The sequence below is a fragment of the Lactobacillus sp. W8172 genome, from assembly GCF_016102055.1.
Lineage (GTDB): Bacteria > Bacillota > Bacilli > Lactobacillales > Lactobacillaceae > Lactobacillus > Lactobacillus apis_A.
The window spans coordinates 156,704-175,608 of record NZ_JACFPG010000004.1; the positions used below are offsets into that span (position 1 = coordinate 156,704).

General features: G+C 37.4%; 17 protein-coding genes. 15 read left to right on the plus strand and 2 right to left on the minus strand.

Annotation, left to right across the window (positions count from 1 at the left end; genetic code table 11):
- Positions 1-8: 8 nt before the first annotated feature.
- The 4 genes from H3R21_RS06485 to H3R21_RS06500 all read left to right on the plus strand — a co-directional run bounded on the left by H3R21_RS06485 (position 9) and on the right by H3R21_RS06500 (position 3,438).
- Positions 9-644, plus strand: coding sequence for a DUF421 domain-containing protein (locus H3R21_RS06485; protein ID WP_101138703.1), 636 nt, complete (start codon positions 9-11; stop codon positions 642-644).
- A 13-nt stretch (positions 645-657) separates the two neighbouring features.
- A complete protein-coding gene (locus tag H3R21_RS06490) occupies positions 658-1,482 on the plus strand; it encodes a Sir2 family NAD-dependent protein deacetylase (protein ID WP_198183887.1) in 825 nt (274 codons plus the stop codon).
- Positions 1,483-1,491: 9 nt separating this feature from the next.
- The gene (locus tag H3R21_RS06495) at positions 1,492-2,445 is read left to right on the plus strand and encodes an exonuclease domain-containing protein (RefSeq protein ID WP_198183889.1); all 954 of its coding nucleotides are present in this window, start codon (positions 1,492-1,494) and stop codon (positions 2,443-2,445) included.
- A gap of 105 nt (positions 2,446-2,550) precedes the next feature.
- Complete coding sequence (locus tag H3R21_RS06500; protein ID WP_198183891.1) at positions 2,551-3,438, plus strand: DNA/RNA non-specific endonuclease; 888 nt, start codon at positions 2,551-2,553, stop codon at positions 3,436-3,438.
- Between the two features lie 241 nt (positions 3,439-3,679).
- On the opposite strand, the gene H3R21_RS06505 is transcribed toward H3R21_RS06500, so the two are convergent.
- Positions 3,680-4,504: a helix-turn-helix transcriptional regulator gene (locus H3R21_RS06505; RefSeq protein ID WP_198183893.1), complete on the minus strand. Its 825-nt coding sequence runs from the start codon at positions 4,502-4,504 to the stop codon at positions 3,680-3,682.
- An 825-nt stretch (positions 4,505-5,329) separates the two neighbouring features.
- Between H3R21_RS06505 and H3R21_RS06510 the strand changes: the two genes are divergently transcribed.
- From H3R21_RS06510 to H3R21_RS06530, 5 genes are read left to right on the plus strand one after another with little or no spacing between them, the layout of a single operon-like run.
- On the plus strand, positions 5,330-6,415 hold the full coding sequence (locus H3R21_RS06510; RefSeq protein WP_109715107.1) for an ABC transporter ATP-binding protein: 1,086 nt from the start codon (positions 5,330-5,332) through the stop codon (positions 6,413-6,415).
- Complete coding sequence (locus tag H3R21_RS06515) at positions 6,415-7,281, plus strand: carbohydrate ABC transporter permease (RefSeq protein ID WP_074425974.1); 867 nt, start codon at positions 6,415-6,417, stop codon at positions 7,279-7,281. Before H3R21_RS06510 ends, H3R21_RS06515 begins: the two co-directional genes overlap by 1 nt.
- Complete coding sequence (locus H3R21_RS06520) at positions 7,282-8,106, plus strand: carbohydrate ABC transporter permease (RefSeq protein ID WP_046306031.1); 825 nt, start codon at positions 7,282-7,284, stop codon at positions 8,104-8,106.
- A complete protein-coding gene (locus H3R21_RS06525) occupies positions 8,090-9,385 on the plus strand; it encodes an MBL fold metallo-hydrolase (RefSeq protein WP_198183895.1) in 1,296 nt (431 codons plus the stop codon). The genes H3R21_RS06520 and H3R21_RS06525 overlap by 17 nt, the downstream gene beginning before the upstream one ends.
- Positions 9,386-9,433: 48 nt before the next feature.
- Positions 9,434-10,747 carry an extracellular solute-binding protein gene (locus H3R21_RS06530; RefSeq protein ID WP_198183897.1) on the plus strand — a complete coding sequence of 438 codons (1,314 nt, stop codon included), beginning with the start codon at positions 9,434-9,436 and terminating at the stop codon, positions 10,745-10,747.
- Positions 10,748-10,803: 56 nt separating this feature from the next.
- Here H3R21_RS06530 and H3R21_RS06535 read toward each other — a convergent pair whose 3' ends face one another.
- On the minus strand, positions 10,804-11,715 hold the full coding sequence (locus H3R21_RS06535) for a LysR family transcriptional regulator (protein ID WP_046306037.1): 912 nt from the start codon (positions 11,713-11,715) through the stop codon (positions 10,804-10,806).
- Between the two features lie 111 nt (positions 11,716-11,826).
- Between H3R21_RS06535 and H3R21_RS06540 the strand changes: the two genes are divergently transcribed.
- The 6 genes from H3R21_RS06540 (at position 11,827) to H3R21_RS06565 (ending at position 18,897) form a co-directional block, all read left to right on the plus strand.
- Positions 11,827-13,074, plus strand: a complete 1,248-nt coding sequence (locus tag H3R21_RS06540) for an MFS transporter (RefSeq protein ID WP_198183901.1) — start codon at positions 11,827-11,829, stop codon at positions 13,072-13,074.
- Between the two features lie 11 nt (positions 13,075-13,085).
- Positions 13,086-14,588, plus strand: coding sequence for an FAD-dependent oxidoreductase (locus tag H3R21_RS06545; RefSeq protein ID WP_198183902.1), 1,503 nt, complete (start codon positions 13,086-13,088; stop codon positions 14,586-14,588).
- A gap of 249 nt (positions 14,589-14,837) precedes the next feature.
- Positions 14,838-16,148 carry an extracellular solute-binding protein gene (locus tag H3R21_RS06550; RefSeq protein ID WP_198183904.1) on the plus strand — a complete coding sequence of 437 codons (1,311 nt, stop codon included), beginning with the start codon at positions 14,838-14,840 and terminating at the stop codon, positions 16,146-16,148.
- 138 nt (positions 16,149-16,286) lie between these two features.
- Entirely contained in the window at positions 16,287-17,204 is a 918-nt protein-coding gene (locus tag H3R21_RS06555; RefSeq protein WP_198183906.1) for a magnesium transporter CorA family protein, read from the plus strand.
- A gap of 13 nt (positions 17,205-17,217) precedes the next feature.
- Positions 17,218-18,147, plus strand: coding sequence for a serine hydrolase (locus H3R21_RS06560; protein WP_198183908.1), 930 nt, complete (start codon positions 17,218-17,220; stop codon positions 18,145-18,147).
- A 186-nt stretch (positions 18,148-18,333) separates the two neighbouring features.
- Positions 18,334-18,897, plus strand: a complete 564-nt coding sequence (locus tag H3R21_RS06565) for a TetR/AcrR family transcriptional regulator (protein WP_046306049.1) — start codon at positions 18,334-18,336, stop codon at positions 18,895-18,897.
- Positions 18,898-18,905 lie beyond the last annotated feature (8 nt).

Here is an 18,905-nt window from a genome sequence, read left to right on the forward strand (position 1 = left end):
AGATTGAGATGGACTATACACAGCTCTTTATTAAATTCGTTTTAGGTGTGTTAACTTTAATTTTTCAAATAAATGTTTTTGGTAAAACCAATATTGCTCCAACCACTGCTCTTGATCAACTCCAGAACTATGTTCTTGGTGGGATTATCGGTGGCGTGATCTATAATTCCAGCATTTCAGTTTTGCAGTTTTTACTAGTACTAATTGTTTGGACATTAGTGGTCTTTATTTTGAAGTTTGCGCGTGAGCACAGCAATTTTATTCGCAGCTTAATTGACGGTAAGCCGATTCAGATCATCAAGGACGGACAAGTTTTAGTAAAAAATTGCTTAAAAGCTGGTATTTCTGCCAATGAATTAATGTTTAAATTACGTAGTCAGGGAATCTATTCTGTTGATAAAGTAAAGAATTGTATTTTTGAAAAGAATGGGCAATTGACTGTAATTAAAACAGATGAGAAAAATGTTCGTTTTCCTTTAATAAATGATGGTCAAATCAATCAAGATGTGCTTGAATCTATTGATGAGGATGAAAACTGGCTGAAAGAAGAAGTGAAAAAAGCTGGCTTTAATGATCCTAGTGATATCTTTTTAGCTGATTTTGAAGATGGTCATGTCTCTTTCACGGGGTATGACCGAAAATAAGAAAGAGTAATTAATGGAAAATCTGAATAAAGCACAGCAATTGCTTAACAATGCGGATGTTGTGATTGTCACTGCAGGCAATAAAATGGCAAAAAATGAAGGACTTGATTTACTGGGAACAGAAAATTTTGAGCAAGATTTTCCGGAAGTTGCTAGTAAATATCATATGAATTCAATTGGGGCTGCTCTTGATCACAAGTTTGATTCCTGGGCTGAACAATGGTTATTTTGGAGTCAATTAATTGAAAAATATTCACTTAATTATGTTCCAAGTCCAGCAATGAAAAAACTGCGTGAATTAATTGGCGAAAAAAAGTTTTTTATTGCTACCTCAACTTTTGGACATTTTTTTGAACAAGCTGATTTCAATAAAAATCGAATCTTCAATGCGTTTGGTGACTGGACGATGATGCAGTGTTCAAGTGGCGTTAATCATGGTGCTAAAAGTGACCAAGAAGTTGTCCAGCAAATACTGATAGCCCACCAAGGTGATCAAGACATAACTAAGCTAGTCCCGAAGTGTGAGCAGTGTGGTCAACCAATGGAGATTCATATGCCATTAAACGAGCACTTTTACCCAGATACAGACGCTAACACTCGTTTTCGCTGGTTTTTAACTGGGAACGAAGAGGAAAAAGTGGTCTTTTTGGAGCTTGGTGTTGATGAAACGAGCCCTCAATTATTTGAGCCAATCATCAGACTGGTTCAACAATTCCCACAATGGACTTACGTAGCGGCAGATTATCAACAAGAAATGTTACCGCTGGACATTCAAGATAGAAGTGCAGCCGTAAATGCGGATACTGCAAGTTTATTGCAGGCTTTAGTTACAGATTAGGAAGATTGCATGAGTATTTATGTCAAAAATGGCGCTTTGCACGTCACGGGTTCTCAGGATAAATTGCGTGCGAAAGGTGAAGAAAAACCATGCTTTATTTCTGATTACACAATGCTTGATATTGAAACAACTGGACTTAATCCCTATCGTGACCATGTGACTGAGCTGGGTGCGGTCAAGGTGCGCAATAACGAAATTGTTGCAGAATTTAGTAAACTAGTCGTTTACCCAAGATCAAATAAGGTTCCTGCCTTTATAACTAAATTAAACGGCATTACTACCGAGCTTTTACTTAGCGAAGGTGTGCCTGTTAAAGAAGCGATGACTGAATTTCGTCAATTTATTGGCGATAATATTATTATTGGCTATAACGTTAACTTTGACTTGAACTTTTTATATGATTTGACGGAAAAATTCCATTTACCAGCATTAAATAATGATTATGTTGATGTTTTGCGACTTGCACGTGCGTACTATCCGTTCCAGCATAACCGGTTGCTGGATTGTATTCAGCGTGCTGGGATTGCAGAGGAAGAGCAGCATCATGGCTTGGCTGATTCAATCGATACCAAAAAGGTTTACGATGATTTTCGCGATCATTTTACCGATGAGCTTTTGGTAGAGGCGCAAGGCAAAATCAAAAACGTGGACTTACTTGAAGCAGAACTTGAGGCTTGGGAACTGGGCTTTCGCAATCCGATTAGTAATAAGCTGATCACATTTGCAGATGGAATTGGCATGGATAATGATGAAGCAGCTTTAATGGTTAATAACATGGGTGGCCAAGCCCAAACCATTGTTACTCCAGAAACCAATTATTTGATTATTGATGATGATCACTTTTTCAGTAAAAACAATGTGGCATGGCAGAAAGCTCAGGAATACAATAAGGATGGTAGTAAGATTAAGCGACTATCCGAAAGTTACTTCTTAAATATGCTTGATGAATGGGCTAGGTCTTAAAGTAAAAAGCAGAGAGAGCAATCTTTGCTTTTTTTATTTACCTTTGTTGCAAACGGCAGTTCGATTGGCTATACTTAGTTATTATTTAAGTAAGGGACTGACTAAATGGCTCGCAAGCGAAGACGGCAAAGCAAAAAAACTAGTGGTAGTGATTTTTGGGCAATTGTCATTATCATTCTTTTTTTGTTGTGGTTTGTTTCAACCAAAGGTGGCTCAGATCCTAGTGGACATCAAGCAATCGAACGAATTGGACGCAATGAACCAGCTAAGAAAAACAAAATTGACCAGGCTAAGCCAGCTGCCAAAGTGTACGGTGGCTTATCACAGGAAGATTACGCTAAATTAGCTAAGCTTGATTTTAAGAGTGGCGATGAAGCATACATTACAGTGAATAATGATAAGTCAACGCTAATTAAAAATGCATGGCGCGTTAACCGCGTTATTTATGCAAACTTGGATAGTTTAAATCGGACTTCTCACTCAAACACTGCCTTTTTGGAAAAAAGAAATGTTGCTAATGATAGTTTACGAGTTCAGCAATATGTTCAACCGACAGCTTGGCACTACAATCGACGCAATGGGACGCAAATTTATAACCGTGGACACCTAATTGCGTATTCTGTTTCTGCGGGAATCGATCAAGCAGGTAATTTCAACCCTCGTAATCTTTCCGGTGACCAGAATAATCCTAAAAATTTATTTACGCAGTCGGCCTATTCAAACCAAAGGGTACAAACTATTTTTGAAAGTAAGGTGCGAAAAGCACTAAGAGAAAATAAACGAGTTATCTATCAGGCTACGCCAATATTTCGTGGCGAGGAGCTAATGGCACGAGGAATCAACCTGCAGGCTGTTTCAACTGACGGCACACTCGACTTTAATGTTTATTTGTTCAATGTTCAACCTGGTTTTTCGTTCAATTATCAAAATGGACGCGCAAAGGTTAACCGCGAAATACAAGTTAAAAGTGAAAATCAAAAAGCTTACTACTAATTATGTAGTAAGCTTTTTTCGCACAAAATGTGAAATAATGGAACATTTTTAAATGGTAGTGATTCACCCTCTTAGAATTTAGAGTAAAGGAGGATGATTAGCATAGGCAACGGGGAAAGTTAGATAAATTAAAGTCGGCTTTCCTAAATATAATTCTATTTTGTAAAAACAATAAAAATATACCCTTCTAGAGACTGCTTAAATAAATTAGCGGTCTTTAGTCTTGTCTGTTGTAATCGCGTTAAGACAAGCGGGAATCAAACTGCTCAATTTCATTTTTCAATCCATTATAGACATCGTCTGCTTCAATCTCTTTAAGCACTTTTAAACAATAAAGTGCTTCTTTTTTCTCTTTTTGGCAAATTGCGAGTCGCCCTTTAGCCATTAGTAATTTATCATAGCGAAAGGTTGCTTTGGCCAAGGTAATTGCTTTAACTAATATCATTGCAGCATCATCAAAGTTCTGTCTGTTCATCAATATGGCTGCTTTGTTAAGAACAAAATTGGTTTCTAGCGATTTTAAAAATGGATATTTTTCTTCAATTGTTTTAATAGCACGATTTGAAATACCAATCATTGTGTCATCGTCAAAAACGAAGAAAATCATGTTAAGTAAATAGAGATCAAGAACATTCCAGTTGTCAGTTTTGGACACCTGGGTTTTCCAAAGTGGTATGACTAAGCTACGTGCTTCGCGTAAACTGCTTGCATTAAATGCTTTTAGAATGACTTTGATTTTTTGAATCTCCTGATCATTAGGAAATTGCTCACAGCGGTTAAGCAAAGAAGCTATTTTATTAACTTCAGAATTATAGGCAATATTGAAAAGATCAAAAATAATTTGTTCTTTGGCATTAAACTGATAATCGTTTCTTATGTAATCAAATTCAATTTGGGTGATGCCCAATCGTTTGATCAATTTTGTTGCATTTTCATAAGAAGGTTCTTCAAATGAATTTTCGATTTTAGAGAGCGTGGTTCGATTAATTAAAGAGCCAGCTAACTCAGATTGGGTAATACCGCGCGCCGTTCTGATCTCTTTTATTGTTTCCCCGAAAGATTTCACTGCAAGTTACCCCTTTCAATGGCTTATCTGAATAAGGTTAATGTGAAATAAGCCAACAATTCACTAAACTAATCTTTAGTTAGTACTATTATTTAATTGTAAGGGATATATTATCATCACTTTATGAATAAATGATGAATATATGTATTCTTTAAAACTTATAGGTTTCATAGAAAGAAGGGAAAAAATGATTTCTAACTTTATTTTCTTATTTGGCTGCTTAGCAGCATGATGCCGAATTGAGTAAGTTAAACTTCATTTAATAGTTCATACTAATTAAATTGCAAATGCAAAATTATATTTTCAATAACATTGTAGACAAGCAGATTATTTTGTAGTTATTAGTAAGCTATAGAATGAAATATTGTAGTGGGTTTATTGAGTGCATTTTATGAATGCATGATCTAAAAGCACATTCCTAACGACAGTCATGGGAGTGTGCTTTTTGTATGCAGTCAAAGATGATATTATTCTTAATTTATTTTATATATATAAATACCTAATTAACTGAATTAGGTGAAAAAAGATAAAATTAATATTCGGATTAAAAAAGCACTTTATGGAAAATTGCTTCAAAGTTGACTTGGCAAGTTTAGTTAGCAATTGGAATGAAATGATAGATTAGCAAAAGTGGAACATTACGAATAAATATGCGTCAATAATTTGTGATTTTGACTACACAAACGAATATTGAAAGAAAAAGCAAGTGTTTTTTAATCGAAGTACGAATTTTTATTAGATAAAACCGGTTGTATTCAGCTGGTTTTTATCATAAAATTAGTGAAGAAAAACTTTAAGCAATACAAGATATAGTGGTGCAGATTAATGGATAACAACAAATTCGTTGAAGTGAAAAATCTCAGAAAAGTTTACGATAATGGACATGAAGCAATCAAAAACGTCAGCTTTTCTGTTAAAAAAGGTGATTTGGTTTGTCTCTTAGGACCTTCTGGCTGTGGGAAGACAACCATTCTGAATATTTTAGCAGGTTTGCTTAATCCAACTTCAGGTGAAATTCTTTTTGACGGGAAGTCAGTAGTAAATGTCGAGCCTAAGGACCGACATATTGGTTACGTTTTTCAAAACTACGCATTGTATCCTCATATGACAGTCTTGCAAAACGTAATGTTTCCTTTAATAGTAGGCAAAAACAAAAAGTCTAAACCTGAGGCGCAAAAAATTGCCGAAAAGTATATGGAATTAACGCAGATTACTGAATTAGCTGATCAAAAGCCTGGTAATTTATCTGGTGGACAGCAACAGCGAGTAGCGATTGCGCGTGCGTTAGTTCAAGAACCTAAGATTCTTCTGATGGATGAGCCTTTGAGTAACCTTGATGCCAGATTGAGATTGAAGATTCGTGAAGAAATTCGTTCTTTGGTTAAATCTGTTGGTATTACAACCTTATTTGTTACTCACGACCAAGAAGAAGCCTTATCAATTGGTGATAAAATTATTTTATTTAATGATGGAGTTATTCAACAAGATGACTTGGGTGAAAACTTCTATTTAGAGCCTAATAATTATTTTGTTGCTAACTTTGTTGGTAACCCCGTAATTGACAACTTTAAGGTAACAAAGACCGATGATGAATTGCAGGGAACTGACTTCACTATCAAGTTAGCCGATTTAGATGAATCACGCTTTAAACGCTCAATTCCTAATGGCGAATATTTATTATCCGTTCGCCCTGAGAACATTGTTCCTGCTTCAGACGGTATCCTTAACGTGAAAGTTGATGATGTCGAATTAATTGGTCGAGAACGTATACTGAAATTTACACATGATGACTCTCAAGCGCGTTCTTTGATTAGTCTTGAAGTACCAGTTAATCATGGTGATCAAGTTAACCTTAAGATGAGACTTGATCGTGTATTTCTATTTACACCTGATGGGGAGCGGGTTTACTAATGAAGACCAATCAGAAAAAAGCGTGGCTGTATTTAGCACCAACAATTATCTTTGTAACTTTATTCAGTATTTATCCTATTTTACGTGCCTTTGGTATGAGTTTCCAAAGTGGATCATTAATCGATTTAACTTGGACGGGATTCAATAATTATAAGTACATTTTTAATGATCCCGAGTTTTGGTTGGCAATTAAAAACACCTTACTCTATGCCGTGATTTCGGTACCGGTTGGTCTAGCAATTTCAATTATGCTAGCTTGGATTATTTTTGACAAAGTTAAACATAAGGCATTGTTTGAGACCACCTTTTTCATGCCATATGTAACGTCAACGATTGCAATCGGAATTGTCTTTCGTTACATTTTCAACGGCGATTATGGGATGTTGAACTTTTTGTTGCGGGCTGTGCATTTGCCTGCACCGGATTGGATTGACGACCCAGCAATGTCTTTAACAACTATTATTATTTTCGGTATTTGGTCTTCTTTGGCCTTCAATATTGTTATTCTGATGGGTGCACTTAGGAACATTGATCCTAACTTCTACACGATTGCCGATATGTATGGTGCTAGCGGCAAAGACAAGTTTTGGCGAATTACAATGCCACAACTAGTTCCAACAATTGCCTTTTTGCTGACAATGAATATCATTGGTGCCTTCAAGATATACACATCAGTCTATGCGCTATTTAATGGTGCTGCTGGTGTTGGTAATTCTGGAACCACTGCTGTGTTCTACATTTACAATAAATTCCAAACAGTAGGTACTCCAGGGGTTGCAATGGCAGCGACGGTTGTCTTGTTCCTGATTATCTTATTTGCAACATTCTTACAACGTAAGATGATGAAGAAGATAGGAGAAAATTAAATGAAAAAGATTCGTTTAGGTGTTGTCTTCAGTTATATTATCTTATTCATCTTTGCCTTCATCACCGTTTTTCCATTCATTTACATGATACTAGGCGGATTGATGAACTTTCAGGAAACAACATCAATTCCACCAACATTAATTCCGCACCATTTTGAGTGGTCTAACTATGCAAAGGTTTTTGCTAGAGCCCCATTCGGTCGCTACTTCTTTAACACAGTTTTGACGGCAACAGTTACGACTGTAGTTAGTCTATTTAATTCACTACTTGGTGCCTTTGCAATGGTTAACTTGCGTTTCAAGGGGAAGGGGGTCATCCAGATGGTGATGCTTTCTCTTTTGATGGTTCCAGGTGAAGCAATTATTTTTACTAACTACAATACAATTGCTCATCTTGGCTTGCTCAACACCTATATTGGTTTGGTTTTACCATTTCTAACCTCGATTTTCTACATGTACTATTTACAAAGCTATTTTGGCTCAATTTCAACCACGATTTACAAAGCGGCAATGATTGATGGGGCAAGCGACTGGGATTACATTTGGAAAATTTTGGTACCAATGTCAAAGAGTGGTCTTTTTACAGTTGGTTTGTTGAGTTTTATTTCAGGTTGGAATTCATTTTTGTGGCCATTACTTGTTACCAACGAAGACACGATGAGATTGTTAAACAATGGTCTGTCTGCTTTTGCTTCTGATGCTGGTAGCGAAACCCAACTGCAACTAGCAGCAGCAACACTAACTGTTTTACCAATTTTAATTTTGTATTTCATCTTTAGAAAACAGATTATTAGGGGAGTAGTACGTAATGACATCAAAGGCTAAAACGACGATCACTTTTTATAATGGGTTAACGACTATTGGCGGTCCAATGATTGAAGTAGCTTATAACAAATCACATGTTTTGTTTGATTTAGGTGAAGTATATCGTCCAGAATTAGATTTGCCTGATGAAAAATATCAAACATTGATTGCAAATCAGTTGATTGGTGATGTCCCTAATTTTTACGATCCTGAATTTACTGGAAAACTAATTGATCATGAACGCTGGGAACATGCTGCTGCCTACATATCACACTTGCACCTTGATCACAGTAAGGCAATGAACTTCTTGGCACCAGAGATTCCGTTATATGCGGGCCCACTTACTGCCAAGATGATGCCAGCTTTAAACGAACACGGTAATTTTTTATTACCAGCTGCTGGTCATGAAGCAAGTTACGTTCGACCAATTATTGCAGCGGAGTACCGCAAGCCAATTCAGGTAGGTGATATTACGCTTGAAGTTTGGCCAAGTGACCATGATGCATATGGTGCAACAGGTCTAATTATTACTACTCCAGATAAGCGAATTGCTTACACTGGTGATATTCGCTTGCACGGTTATCACCCCGACTGGGTGCGCGAGTTTTTAGCAGCTGCCAAGAACTGTGATGCCCTAATTATTGAAGGTACCGGTGTTTCTTGGCCAGAAGAAAAACACGATCAATCAAGTGAAGAATTCACTGGTCCGAAGAATGAAAATGAACTGACTGCTCAATTTGTTGAATTGCAAAAAGACAATCCTGAGCGGCAGATTACATTTAATACGTATCCTACTAATGTTGAGCGACTTTTACGTATTATTGCAGATTCACCGCGCCGCGTTGTTTTGCATGCGCAAAGAGCGCACTTGCTCAAGGAAAGCTTGGGCAAGGACTTTGATTACTATTACTTGCCAGGGGAAGAGAAATTTGCAGATTTGCAACCGGAACTAGCAGTTTCTTATCAGGAACTGCTAAACGACGATCATGCATACCTCTGGCAAGCAGTTGGTAATTATACTGACTTACAGGAAGGTGGATTATACATCCACTCAAACGCTGAACCGCTGGGCGATTTTGATCCGGCTTATCAGCCTTTCCTGCAAGCTTTGTCAGATAAAAAGATTGAGTTCAAAGGATTGCGTTGTTCCGGTCACGCAGATGAAAAAGAGCTCAAGGAAATTATTAAGGAGGTTCAACCAGCAAACTTAATTCCGGTGCACACATTGCATCCGGAGCTGGAAGAGAACCCATTTGGAGAACGGATTTTACCGAAGCGCAATCAAACTATTACGCTTTAGTTAATCAAAAAATTGTTGTTTAGTTTTTATTTTTGGGAGGTTTACCAAATGAAGTTAAGTAAAAAGCTTGCTGCTGCTTTTGCAGTTAGTTTGACATTAGTAGGTACTGCGGCTTGTTCTAATGGCGGAAGCAATTCTTCTTCGTCATCATCATCTAGCAGTTCATCTAAGATTACTAAGGTTAAGAAGAATACCACTATTACTTTGTGGCACGGAATGACTGGGGTACAACAGGATACCTTGAAGGAATTAACAAAGGAATTCGAAAAGGATAATCCTAAGATCAAGGTTAAGTTAGAAAACCAAGGTCAATATACTGACTTGCAAGCTAAGATTAATTCAACTTTGCAGTCGCCAAACAATTTGCCCACAATTACCCAAGCTTATCCTGATTGGCTACAAACTGCAGCCAAGAATAAGATGCTGGTAGATATGACACCATACATTAACAACAAAGAAGTTGGTTGGGGAAGTGCTAAGGCTTCTGATATTAAGACCGCTCTTTTAGATGGTGCTAAGATTAACGGAACTCAATATGGTATTCCATTTAACAAGTCAATTGAAACATTAACTTACAATGCTGACATGTTTAAGAAATATGGTATCAAGAAAGCTCCTGCTACAATGGAAGAATTGAAGCAGGATGCTAAGACAATTTATGAAAAGAGTAACCATAAAGTTGTTGGTGCTGGTTTTGACTCATTATCAAACTACTACACTTTAGGTATGAAGAACGAAGGCGTAGACTTTTCAAGCAAGATTGATTTTGCTGGTGCAACTTCTAAGAAAGTTATCAACTACTATGCTGATGGTATCAAGGATGGTTACTTCAGAGTAGCCGGTTCAGAACACTACCTATCAGGACCATTCGCTAACCAAAAAGTTGCAATGTACATCGGTACTTCAGCTGGTGAAGGTTTTGTTAAGCAAGGTGTAGGTAACAAGTTTACTTACGATGTTGCTCCACGTCCTGGCAAATACACTATGTCACAAGGTACTGACATCTACATGTTTAACCACGCATCTGCTGATCAAAAGGCTGCTGCATTCATGTACATCAAGTTCTTAGTTTCAAAGACTAGCCAACTTAAATGGGCAAACGCAACTGGTTACATCCCAGTTAATAATGCTGCTGCAGAATCTTCTGAATACAAAGACAACAAGAAGATTAAGTTACCAGCTAAATTAGAAGACGCAATGAAGAACCTCTACAGTGTTCCTGTTGTTAAAAATGCTGGAGCTGCATATGGTCAATTAAACCCAATTATGCAAAATATTTTCGCTGCTGCACAAAAGAAACAAAATGTTAATAATGCAATTAACACAGGCAAGTCAAAATTTGATGCTGCTTGGAAGCAATAAAAACTAAATAGCAAGATTATAAAAAGGATTCGTTTTGATGACGAATCCTTTTTGCTTTACCACTGCGTTTTGGAAATGTTAATGGCTTGTGCAATGTACTTATTAATTATGTTAATGTTAGCTCTTTTTTCTGAGCTGACTAGCGACAAAATGCCGTAAGACAGTTTTTGATTCGTCTTTAAAGGAATATAGCGCAGATCGGTATCGTCTTTGTTGTATAAAATGCTGGGGACAATACCAATTCCCATTTTTGCCCGGACATATGCAATTAAAATCGAAGAGTCAATTTCCTCTTGGTAGTTAATGTCGTAGGGACTACTTTGTAAACTAAACTTCAGACTTTCAATTGCAGGAAAATTATCGTGGCCATTCCACAAATAAATTTGGCGGTTAGCCAAGTCACTAAAATCGATGTTGTTTTTAATAAAAAGACTGTCACCCTGTGGAACAACAACGGAAAAGCCTTTTTGCAAAACTTCGACGTAATGCGTTTCATCCTTTTCGTTAATAATATCTTTTTGCATGAGCATCAAATCAATTGTCCCGTCGCAAATTAGCTTGTTGATATTGTGTTCTTGTCCAGGATCAACGAAAAACGGCTTAAGTTCAAGATTAGTCTGTGTGTTGATCAGCCTTAGTGCAACAGGTAACCACTTTTTTTCAAAGGGCAGATCCGTGTAGCCCATCTTGATTTTAGGACGCAGAACGGTGCTACTTTGGCGCAGATTAGTGATTGTGTCGTTAATTTCGGACGTGGAAAGCACCATTTGATTAAAAAAAATCTTTCCTTTATCGGTTAATGCGATTTGGTGATAGCCACGTTTGAAGAGCTTTACCTGTAATTCCTTTTCTAAGTTCTTGATGTTTTTAGAAACAGTTGATTGTGAGAGGTACATTTTTTGTGCAGTTTGCGTGAAGTTTAGTGTTTTAGCCAAAGTTAAAAAACAGTTCACCTGAGTTGAATTCATGATTTAATATTCCTTTTTGTCATTATGCTATTCGGTTTTCAGTTTATCACATGGTTGTTATTGATGTAATATCAAGCTATATTCAAGAATTAGTATTTAGAGGTGATTTTGATGAATAATCAAAAAAGGAATATTAGGCCCTGGGTAGTTATGTGCTGTATAGGTTTAATTTCCGCAGCATGTTTAGGCTCAAGTATGGTTCTAATGGGTTCATTTTTAGCTCCACTAAGCCAAGCTCTGCACACTCAAGTTTCAACCTTATCTTACTACTACACGGTTTTAGTTTTAACAATGGCTGTGATGACGCCAAATGTTCCCAAAATTTTGGCTAAGGTAAACAATCGCTTGTTATATGTAATTGCCAGTTTGGCAGTTGCAGTCAGCTTAATTCTGATGCCGCACTTTACCAATATTTGGCTCTTTTTCATTATAGCCATCATTATCGGGATTGCGATTTCATTTATGTCGTTTACACCAGTTGGCATTTTGCTTGATAACTGGTTTGCGGAAAAAGCTGGTTTTGCGGTTGGACTTTGCTGGGCAATTACTTCTGTTTTCCAAGGAATCATGAGCCCAATCTTATCAGTTTTAATTGAAAAGGTTGGTTGGCAAAGTAGCTTAACGATTTTAGCTGTGATTGTAGCCGTTTTAAGTGTGCCTTGTGCTTTGTTTGGCGTTAACTTCTCACCTGAAAAAGAAGGACGCAAGCCATATGGTTTTAATGAAAAGACGGCACAAAACGATGCAGCTGAAACGGTTAAACCTATTTCTAATCATGAACTCTTCAAGTCAGCCACTTTTTGGATTCTATTAGTAATCGTAATTTTGTTACAATTCCCAGCTGTCTTAAATCAGATGTTTCCAACTTACGCTGTTTCTGCAGGCTTTGATGGTGCTGCGGGCGGCTTCATGGTTACTTCAGCAATGCTATTTGATATTTTCCTTAATCCATTAGTTGGTTCAACTTGTGACAAGTATGGGGCCGAAAAAGCAAGTTTAGCATGGCTTTTGTTAGCAGTTATCTCTTATGCACTACTAATCATTGCCACCAATACTCGTTCGGCTGGCTTGGCAATCTTCAGCGCAGGGATTAATGATGTTTTCTATGTATATCTCGGAACTGGTATTACGACAATTGCAACTGCAGCTTTAGGTAGGAGAGCATTTGCTAAAGGATTTTCTTATATTAACTCAATTGCCTTTTTAATTGGTGCATTCGCAATGCCAGTTAATAACTTGATTGCGGAAAAAATGGGCGGCTTTGTTGCGGTATACATTTTCTTTGCAATTATCACAGTAGTAATTATGGCCTTAGTAGCCGTTATTGCTAAAAATCACTTTGATCAATCACATAGTTAGGAAGTATTTTTATGAACAACCAAGAATATGATGTAATCGTTGTTGGTGCAAGTAACGCTGGTGGAATGGCCGCTGCGGCTGCTGCCGAAAAGGGTGCCAAGGTTTTGGTCATTGATAAAATGGGTAGTGCTGGCTATTTATACCGCGAAACGATTGCTGCAATTCACAGTAAAGCACAAAAGAAGGCCGGTGTTGAAATCGACCGTAACGAATTAGTTAACTTTATTTCTACTTTTAACCAAGGAAACGTTGATCAGCGTCTATTAAACGTTTGGGCAGACAACAGTTCAGAAATGGTTGATTGGCTCGATGATGAAGTTTTACAACCACATGGTGCCTACATTAAGGCAACGCCAGATGCGCATTACGAAACTGAGCGTAACCGTGCCTTTCCTACAGGAAATGAAGCAACTGCTCCTGACGGTAAGTACTGGCAAATGGGTTACGGTAATTGGGTAATTGCTAAGGCAGAAGAGCTCGGTGCAAAATTTGCTTGGCATACAAAACTAGAAGAACTAATTGCTGAAAATGGTCGGGTTGTCGGTTTAGTTGCCAAAAACATGAAATCCAAGAAAACTTCAACTTTTAGAGCGCGTAAAGGCGTAATCCTATGTACTGGTGGTTACGGCTCTAACCAAGCGCTAATGCAAAAATGGAATCCACTTGGCTTAAAAACAAACGTTTATACGGATAGTCAAAGAGACGATGGCTCAGGAATTGTAGCTGCTTTGAAAGTAGGTGCTGCTAAAGATGAAGAACCTGCTTCAATTGTGTTCAACCGTGGTGCAGTTCCAGTTGGAACAAATGCGGAAGACTTCTATGAAGTTGACTTGACTCCTCCTGATGATCCAGGTTACTTATGGCTAGGTTCCTATCCAATGCTAAAAGTTAACTTAAATGGTGAACGTTTCTTTAACGAAAGTGCACCATATCAATTCCAAATGACAGCTGCTTCAAAACAGCCTGGTTACTTAAGTGCAATGATCTGGACAGAAGAAACAATGAGTGATGAAAGCCTCAAGCAATATCATACATTGGGTTGTTCAAGATTAGGTTTCCCAGGAATCTTTACTGGAGAAGAAGCACGTAAGGAAGTAAATGATCGTTTGAACGAAGGCTTGGTTCAAAAAGCTGACACGATCGAAGAGCTGGCTGAAAAGTTAGGTTTACCAAAAGAAAACTTGCAAAAGACCGTTGACCGTTACAATGAAGTGGTAAGCAAAGGTCAAGATAGTGACTTTGGTAAAGAAAGCTATCGTTTAGAGCCAGTTAATAAGGCACCATATTATGGGGCGATTGTTGGGGGCAGATTATTAGCTACACTCGATGGACTGCGAGTTAACACTAAGATGCAAGTAATCAACAAGCAAGACAAGGTAATTGAAGGCTTGTATGCAGCTGGTAATTGCTCTGGCGGGTTCTTCTGGGGCATCTATCCAGATCATGTTCCTGGTTTAACTGCTAGCCATGCTTTAACTTTTGGCCGCTTAGCTGGTAAATACGCAGCAGAATAGAAATTTACAAGACTTGTCCTTTTAGGGCGAGTCTTTTTTGTTGCCAAAATTGATCAAGTAGAACAAAAAAATACCATTAGCAAGTTTATCGCTTCAAAAACGAACTTTAATTGCAAAAATAGATTAATATTGAGATAAAAGCGAATGTTTTTGTTGTAATCTTTCTTTTACTGCTATACAATAGACAAGAATAAAATAATTGACAAGAACTTGTTGATTAATCATCGATTTTTGGAGGAAAAATCAAAAATGAATTTTGGTAAAAAACTGGCAGCATTAGCTGTAGCCGGATTAGCTTTAGTAGGTACTGCTGCTTGTTCGAATGGTGGCTCGTCGTCATCTTCAACATCTGACACAAATAAGATACCAAAGGTAACCAAGAAAACGACTGTTGTTTTCTGGCATGGGATGCAAGGTCAGCAAGAAACTACGCTAAAGAAACTTGCTAAAGAATTTGAAGCTAAAAATTCTAATATTAAAATTAAGCTTGAACAACAAGGCGATTACGACAATTTACAGGCTAAGTTGACTTCTACAATGCAATCACCCAAGAACTTGCCAACAATTACCCAGGCATATCCTGGTTGGCTTCAAAGTGCTGCTAAGAACAAGATGTTAGTAAACCTGACTCCTTACATTAATAACAAAGAAGTCGGTTGGGGAAGTGTTGCTGCATCAGAAATTAAACAAGATATGCTTGATGGTGCCCAAATTAACGGTACACAATACGGTATTCCATTTAACAAGTCAATCGAAGTTTTGATTTACAATCCGGACATGTTGAAGAAGTACGGTATCACTAAAGTACCTTCAACTAATGCTGAATTAAAGCAGGCTGCACAAACAATTTACCAAAAGAGTAATCACAAGGTTGTAGGTGCAGGTTTTGATAACCTTAACAACTACTACGTATTAGGTATGAAAAATGAAGGCCAAAACTTCTCCAGCAAAGTTGACTTTACTGGCAAAGAATCTTCACGCGTTTTAGACTACTTCGTAAAAGGTGAAAAAGCAGGTTACTTCAGAATGCCTGGTTCTGATAAGTACCTATATGTACCATTCACTAACCAAAAGCTAGCAATGTTTGTTACTTCATCATCAACCGAAACTTGGATTAAGCAAGCTGCTAAGAAGGGCTTTAAATATGAAGTAGCTGCTCGTCCTGGTAAGTACACAATGCAACAAGGTACTGACATCTACATGTTTAGCCACGCTAGCGCGATGGAAAAAGCAGCTGCATTCAAATTTATGAGGTTCCTATCATCTAAGGAAAACCAAATTAAGTGGGCAAAAGAAACCGGCTATATTCCAGTTAATGAAGATGCTACGAAGTCAGCTGAATATAAGGAAAATAAAGAATTTATGTTACCTGCTAAGTTAGAGGATATTCTGTCAACTAACTCACTATACAGTGTGCCTGTAATTAAAAACTCTAATGCAGTATTTAGTGAATTGAAACCAATTATGCAGTCAATTTTATCTGCTGCACAAAAGGACCGTAATGTTAATAGTGCAATTAAAACCGGTAAGACAAAATTTGATGCTGCATGGAAACAATAAAAAATATAAATAATTAAAAAAGTGGGCTTTTTAGCCTGCTTTTTTAGTTGTCGTTTTGCAAAGGAATGGTAAGATAAGATAAGCAAATCAATAGCTTTCATTATAACTAGAAAGCTAACCAATCTAAGGATGGGGAAAATGATCAAAGAGCAAAGATTTCCGGTAGAAACTAAATATAAGTGGTATGATATCAGCAATTTGAGTGAAGAAGATAGTAACAAACTGCAAGATGATTTTAATTTCACGCCCGATATGATCTCTTATATTTCCGACCGTCATGAACGTCCGCACTACGATTATGACACCCATACCCATATTCACTTGCTTGTTTATGATGTGCCCATTTGGCCGACACAAACCATCAAGCATTTTACGGCTCACCCGGTAACCTTTTTAGTATCCGGAGAAAACATTTTTACCTTCCATACAGAATCAACTAGTTATGTGTTTGACGAGTTTAATGACCGTGCAATGAGACGCGAATTATCATTAGCACAAGATGTAACCGAATTGTTGATGAAATTTTTGCTGTTTTTATCGCAGTATTTCCAGCGTGCAGTTACGCAGCTAGATGTTCAGCGCAATAATTTGGATCAAAAATTGTCTGGCGATATTGATAATAGGGACTTGGTTGAATTATCTAATATTGAAAAAAGTTTGGTTTACTTATCTAGTTCAATCCAAACCAATTTGATGATGCTTCACAGTTTGAAACTTTCAGAACTTGATTTTACCAAACCTGCTCGTGAGCGCTTAGATGATGTTTTAATTGAGTCTAATCAGTCCGCAGAAATGGTGAAAATTTCGCAACAGGTTACGCAAACTTTGTCTGCGACATCCAATAATATGATGAACAATAATCTGAACGATACGATGAAGTTTTTGACAGTTTGGTCTTTGGTTCTGACTATTCCAACTATCCTAACGGGTTTTTATGGCATGAACGTAAGTTTACCGGTAGGTCATAGCTCAACCGATTGGATTTTTATTTCGCTGATTGGAATTGTGTTAATGCTTTGGCTGATCATCTTGATGAAACGACACCATTTCTTTTAATTGAGGTAGATATATGAAAAACAAGGTCATTATTGGCTCACTAATTACTACGCTGCTTGCTTTTATGCTCTATTCGCTAAACTTAAGGCGAGTACAAAATACAAGTGTCGAAATCGTGGGTCAAACCCAAAGTGTTAAAAAAGAGCGAGGCAAAGGTAAGCTGCCACATGAACCAAAAGTTGCTGAAGTAGAATATCCGACTCATGTTCAAATTGCTTCAGGTAGTGATCAGAGTTGGGCCAAGCAGATTGAGACCCTAATGGGAAAGGATCAGAGCTACCAAGTTGCAGTTCAGGATCTTAATTCTGGCAAGTTTGCACGCGTAGCAAATACCACTAAAGCACATGGTGTTACTGAGACTGGGCGTTTATTTTTACTAGCAGCAGTTTTTTATCAAGAAGAACACGGCAAGCTTACCAGTCATTCAGCAATTAAGGTCAAAAAGTCGGACCGTGCTAAAGGTGAAAAGGCTTTACAACCTGGAATAGCTTATGGAACATCTTTTTTAAGGCAGACACTGATGCAGGGGAATAAAACCGCAGGAAATGTTTTACTCCGCAAGGTCAAACCGCAAAAAGTTAATGCTATGGCTAAAAAGATGGGGGCTAGGTCCACCAAATTTAGTAAAAAATATACAGCCAATCCTTTAGCTCAAACAACAGCAAACGATTTGGTCGCTGTAATGGATGACTTGTACAAAAATAAAACACTAAGTCGTCAGTATTCTAATTTAACACTTGGATCATTGAATCAAAATGCGACAGGACAAAAACCAAAATTAGTACAAAAGGTTCATGGTGCGACTGTATATGCGATTGGTGACGATCGGTCTAGTGTTGCTATTATTGAAAATAATGGTCAAGCATACTGTGTAGCCGTGTGGAGCAATTCAAATAAAAAGTTTGCTAAACTCGGACAAGTCGTCAGCAATTTCTTTAAATAGATAAAATAAATTTAAAAATGCCTTAAGAGCTAACTTGCTTTTGAGGTATTTTTAATGCAGAAATACTGTTAAATCAAGATTTTAGTCAATTTGGAAATTTTTTGAATACAATCTACAGTCTGTAGATTGTATTCTGCGGTTTGTAGTGTTATATTGTTTCCTATGCTGTCAGAGGGAGGGATGAAGTTGGTTAAAAAAAGAAGCCTTGATCTTGATAAAGTGATTGCTAAGGCAACAGAAATGATTGGTCAAAAAGGATTATCGGCAACAACGCTGCCCAGCTTAGCTAAGGAGCTTGGCGTTCGCTCGCAATCTCTTTACCACTATGTTTCTGGTCGTAAGCAATTATTATCACTTGTTGGTGCAAGTAGGATTAAAATTCTAAGTAAACAGTTAGTTGACAATCTGATTGGACTTTCAGGTAAAGAGGCATTATTTAAATTTGCAGATATCGTTCGCAATTTTATTTTGAACGATCCTGCATTGTTTAGCATTCTTTATCACCTCAATGAGTATAAGCCGGAAGATGCAATTACTAAGGAAATCATGAACGTAATTGCATTTGCTGACAAACTGAATTTAAGAAGCGACAGCACTGTTTCGCTTCATTCCTTAATTGGCGCTGTTTTGGGCTATATCTTTTTAGACGTGTCCGCGTCGATTGAGGGTGAAACCAGTACCGAGGCTGATCAAGGCTACCATGATATGATTATCAAACTGGTCCAGCCGAAAAATATTTTGGAAGAATAGAGAGGAAA

Excerpts from the sequence above, each read along its gene's own strand:
- H3R21_RS06500 (WP_198183891.1), top strand. The coding sequence starts at position 2,551 with ATGGCTCGCAAGCGAAGACGGCAAAGCAAAAAAACTAGTGGTAGTGAT.
- H3R21_RS06550 (WP_198183904.1), top strand. The coding sequence starts at position 14,838 with ATGAATTTTGGTAAAAAACTGGCAGCATTAGCTGTAGCCGGATTAGCT.
- H3R21_RS06490 (WP_198183887.1), top strand. The coding sequence starts at position 658 with ATGGAAAATCTGAATAAAGCACAGCAATTGCTTAACAATGCGGATGTT.
- H3R21_RS06520 (WP_046306031.1), top strand. The coding sequence starts at position 7,282 with ATGAAAAAGATTCGTTTAGGTGTTGTCTTCAGTTATATTATCTTATTC.
- H3R21_RS06510 (WP_109715107.1), top strand. The coding sequence starts at position 5,330 with ATGGATAACAACAAATTCGTTGAAGTGAAAAATCTCAGAAAAGTTTAC.
- H3R21_RS06515 (WP_074425974.1), top strand. The coding sequence starts at position 6,415 with ATGAAGACCAATCAGAAAAAAGCGTGGCTGTATTTAGCACCAACAATT.
- H3R21_RS06485 (WP_101138703.1), top strand. The coding sequence starts at position 9 with ATGGACTATACACAGCTCTTTATTAAATTCGTTTTAGGTGTGTTAACT.
- H3R21_RS06545 (WP_198183902.1), top strand. The coding sequence starts at position 13,086 with ATGAACAACCAAGAATATGATGTAATCGTTGTTGGTGCAAGTAACGCT.
- H3R21_RS06530 (WP_198183897.1), top strand. The coding sequence starts at position 9,434 with ATGAAGTTAAGTAAAAAGCTTGCTGCTGCTTTTGCAGTTAGTTTGACA.
- H3R21_RS06535 (WP_046306037.1), bottom strand. The coding sequence starts at position 11,715 with ATGAATTCAACTCAGGTGAACTGTTTTTTAACTTTGGCTAAAACACTA.
- H3R21_RS06540 (WP_198183901.1), top strand. The coding sequence starts at position 11,827 with ATGAATAATCAAAAAAGGAATATTAGGCCCTGGGTAGTTATGTGCTGT.
- H3R21_RS06555 (WP_198183906.1), top strand. The coding sequence starts at position 16,287 with ATGATCAAAGAGCAAAGATTTCCGGTAGAAACTAAATATAAGTGGTAT.
- H3R21_RS06560 (WP_198183908.1), top strand. The coding sequence starts at position 17,218 with ATGAAAAACAAGGTCATTATTGGCTCACTAATTACTACGCTGCTTGCT.
- H3R21_RS06525 (WP_198183895.1), top strand. The coding sequence starts at position 8,090 with ATGACATCAAAGGCTAAAACGACGATCACTTTTTATAATGGGTTAACG.
- H3R21_RS06495 (WP_198183889.1), top strand. The coding sequence starts at position 1,492 with ATGAGTATTTATGTCAAAAATGGCGCTTTGCACGTCACGGGTTCTCAG.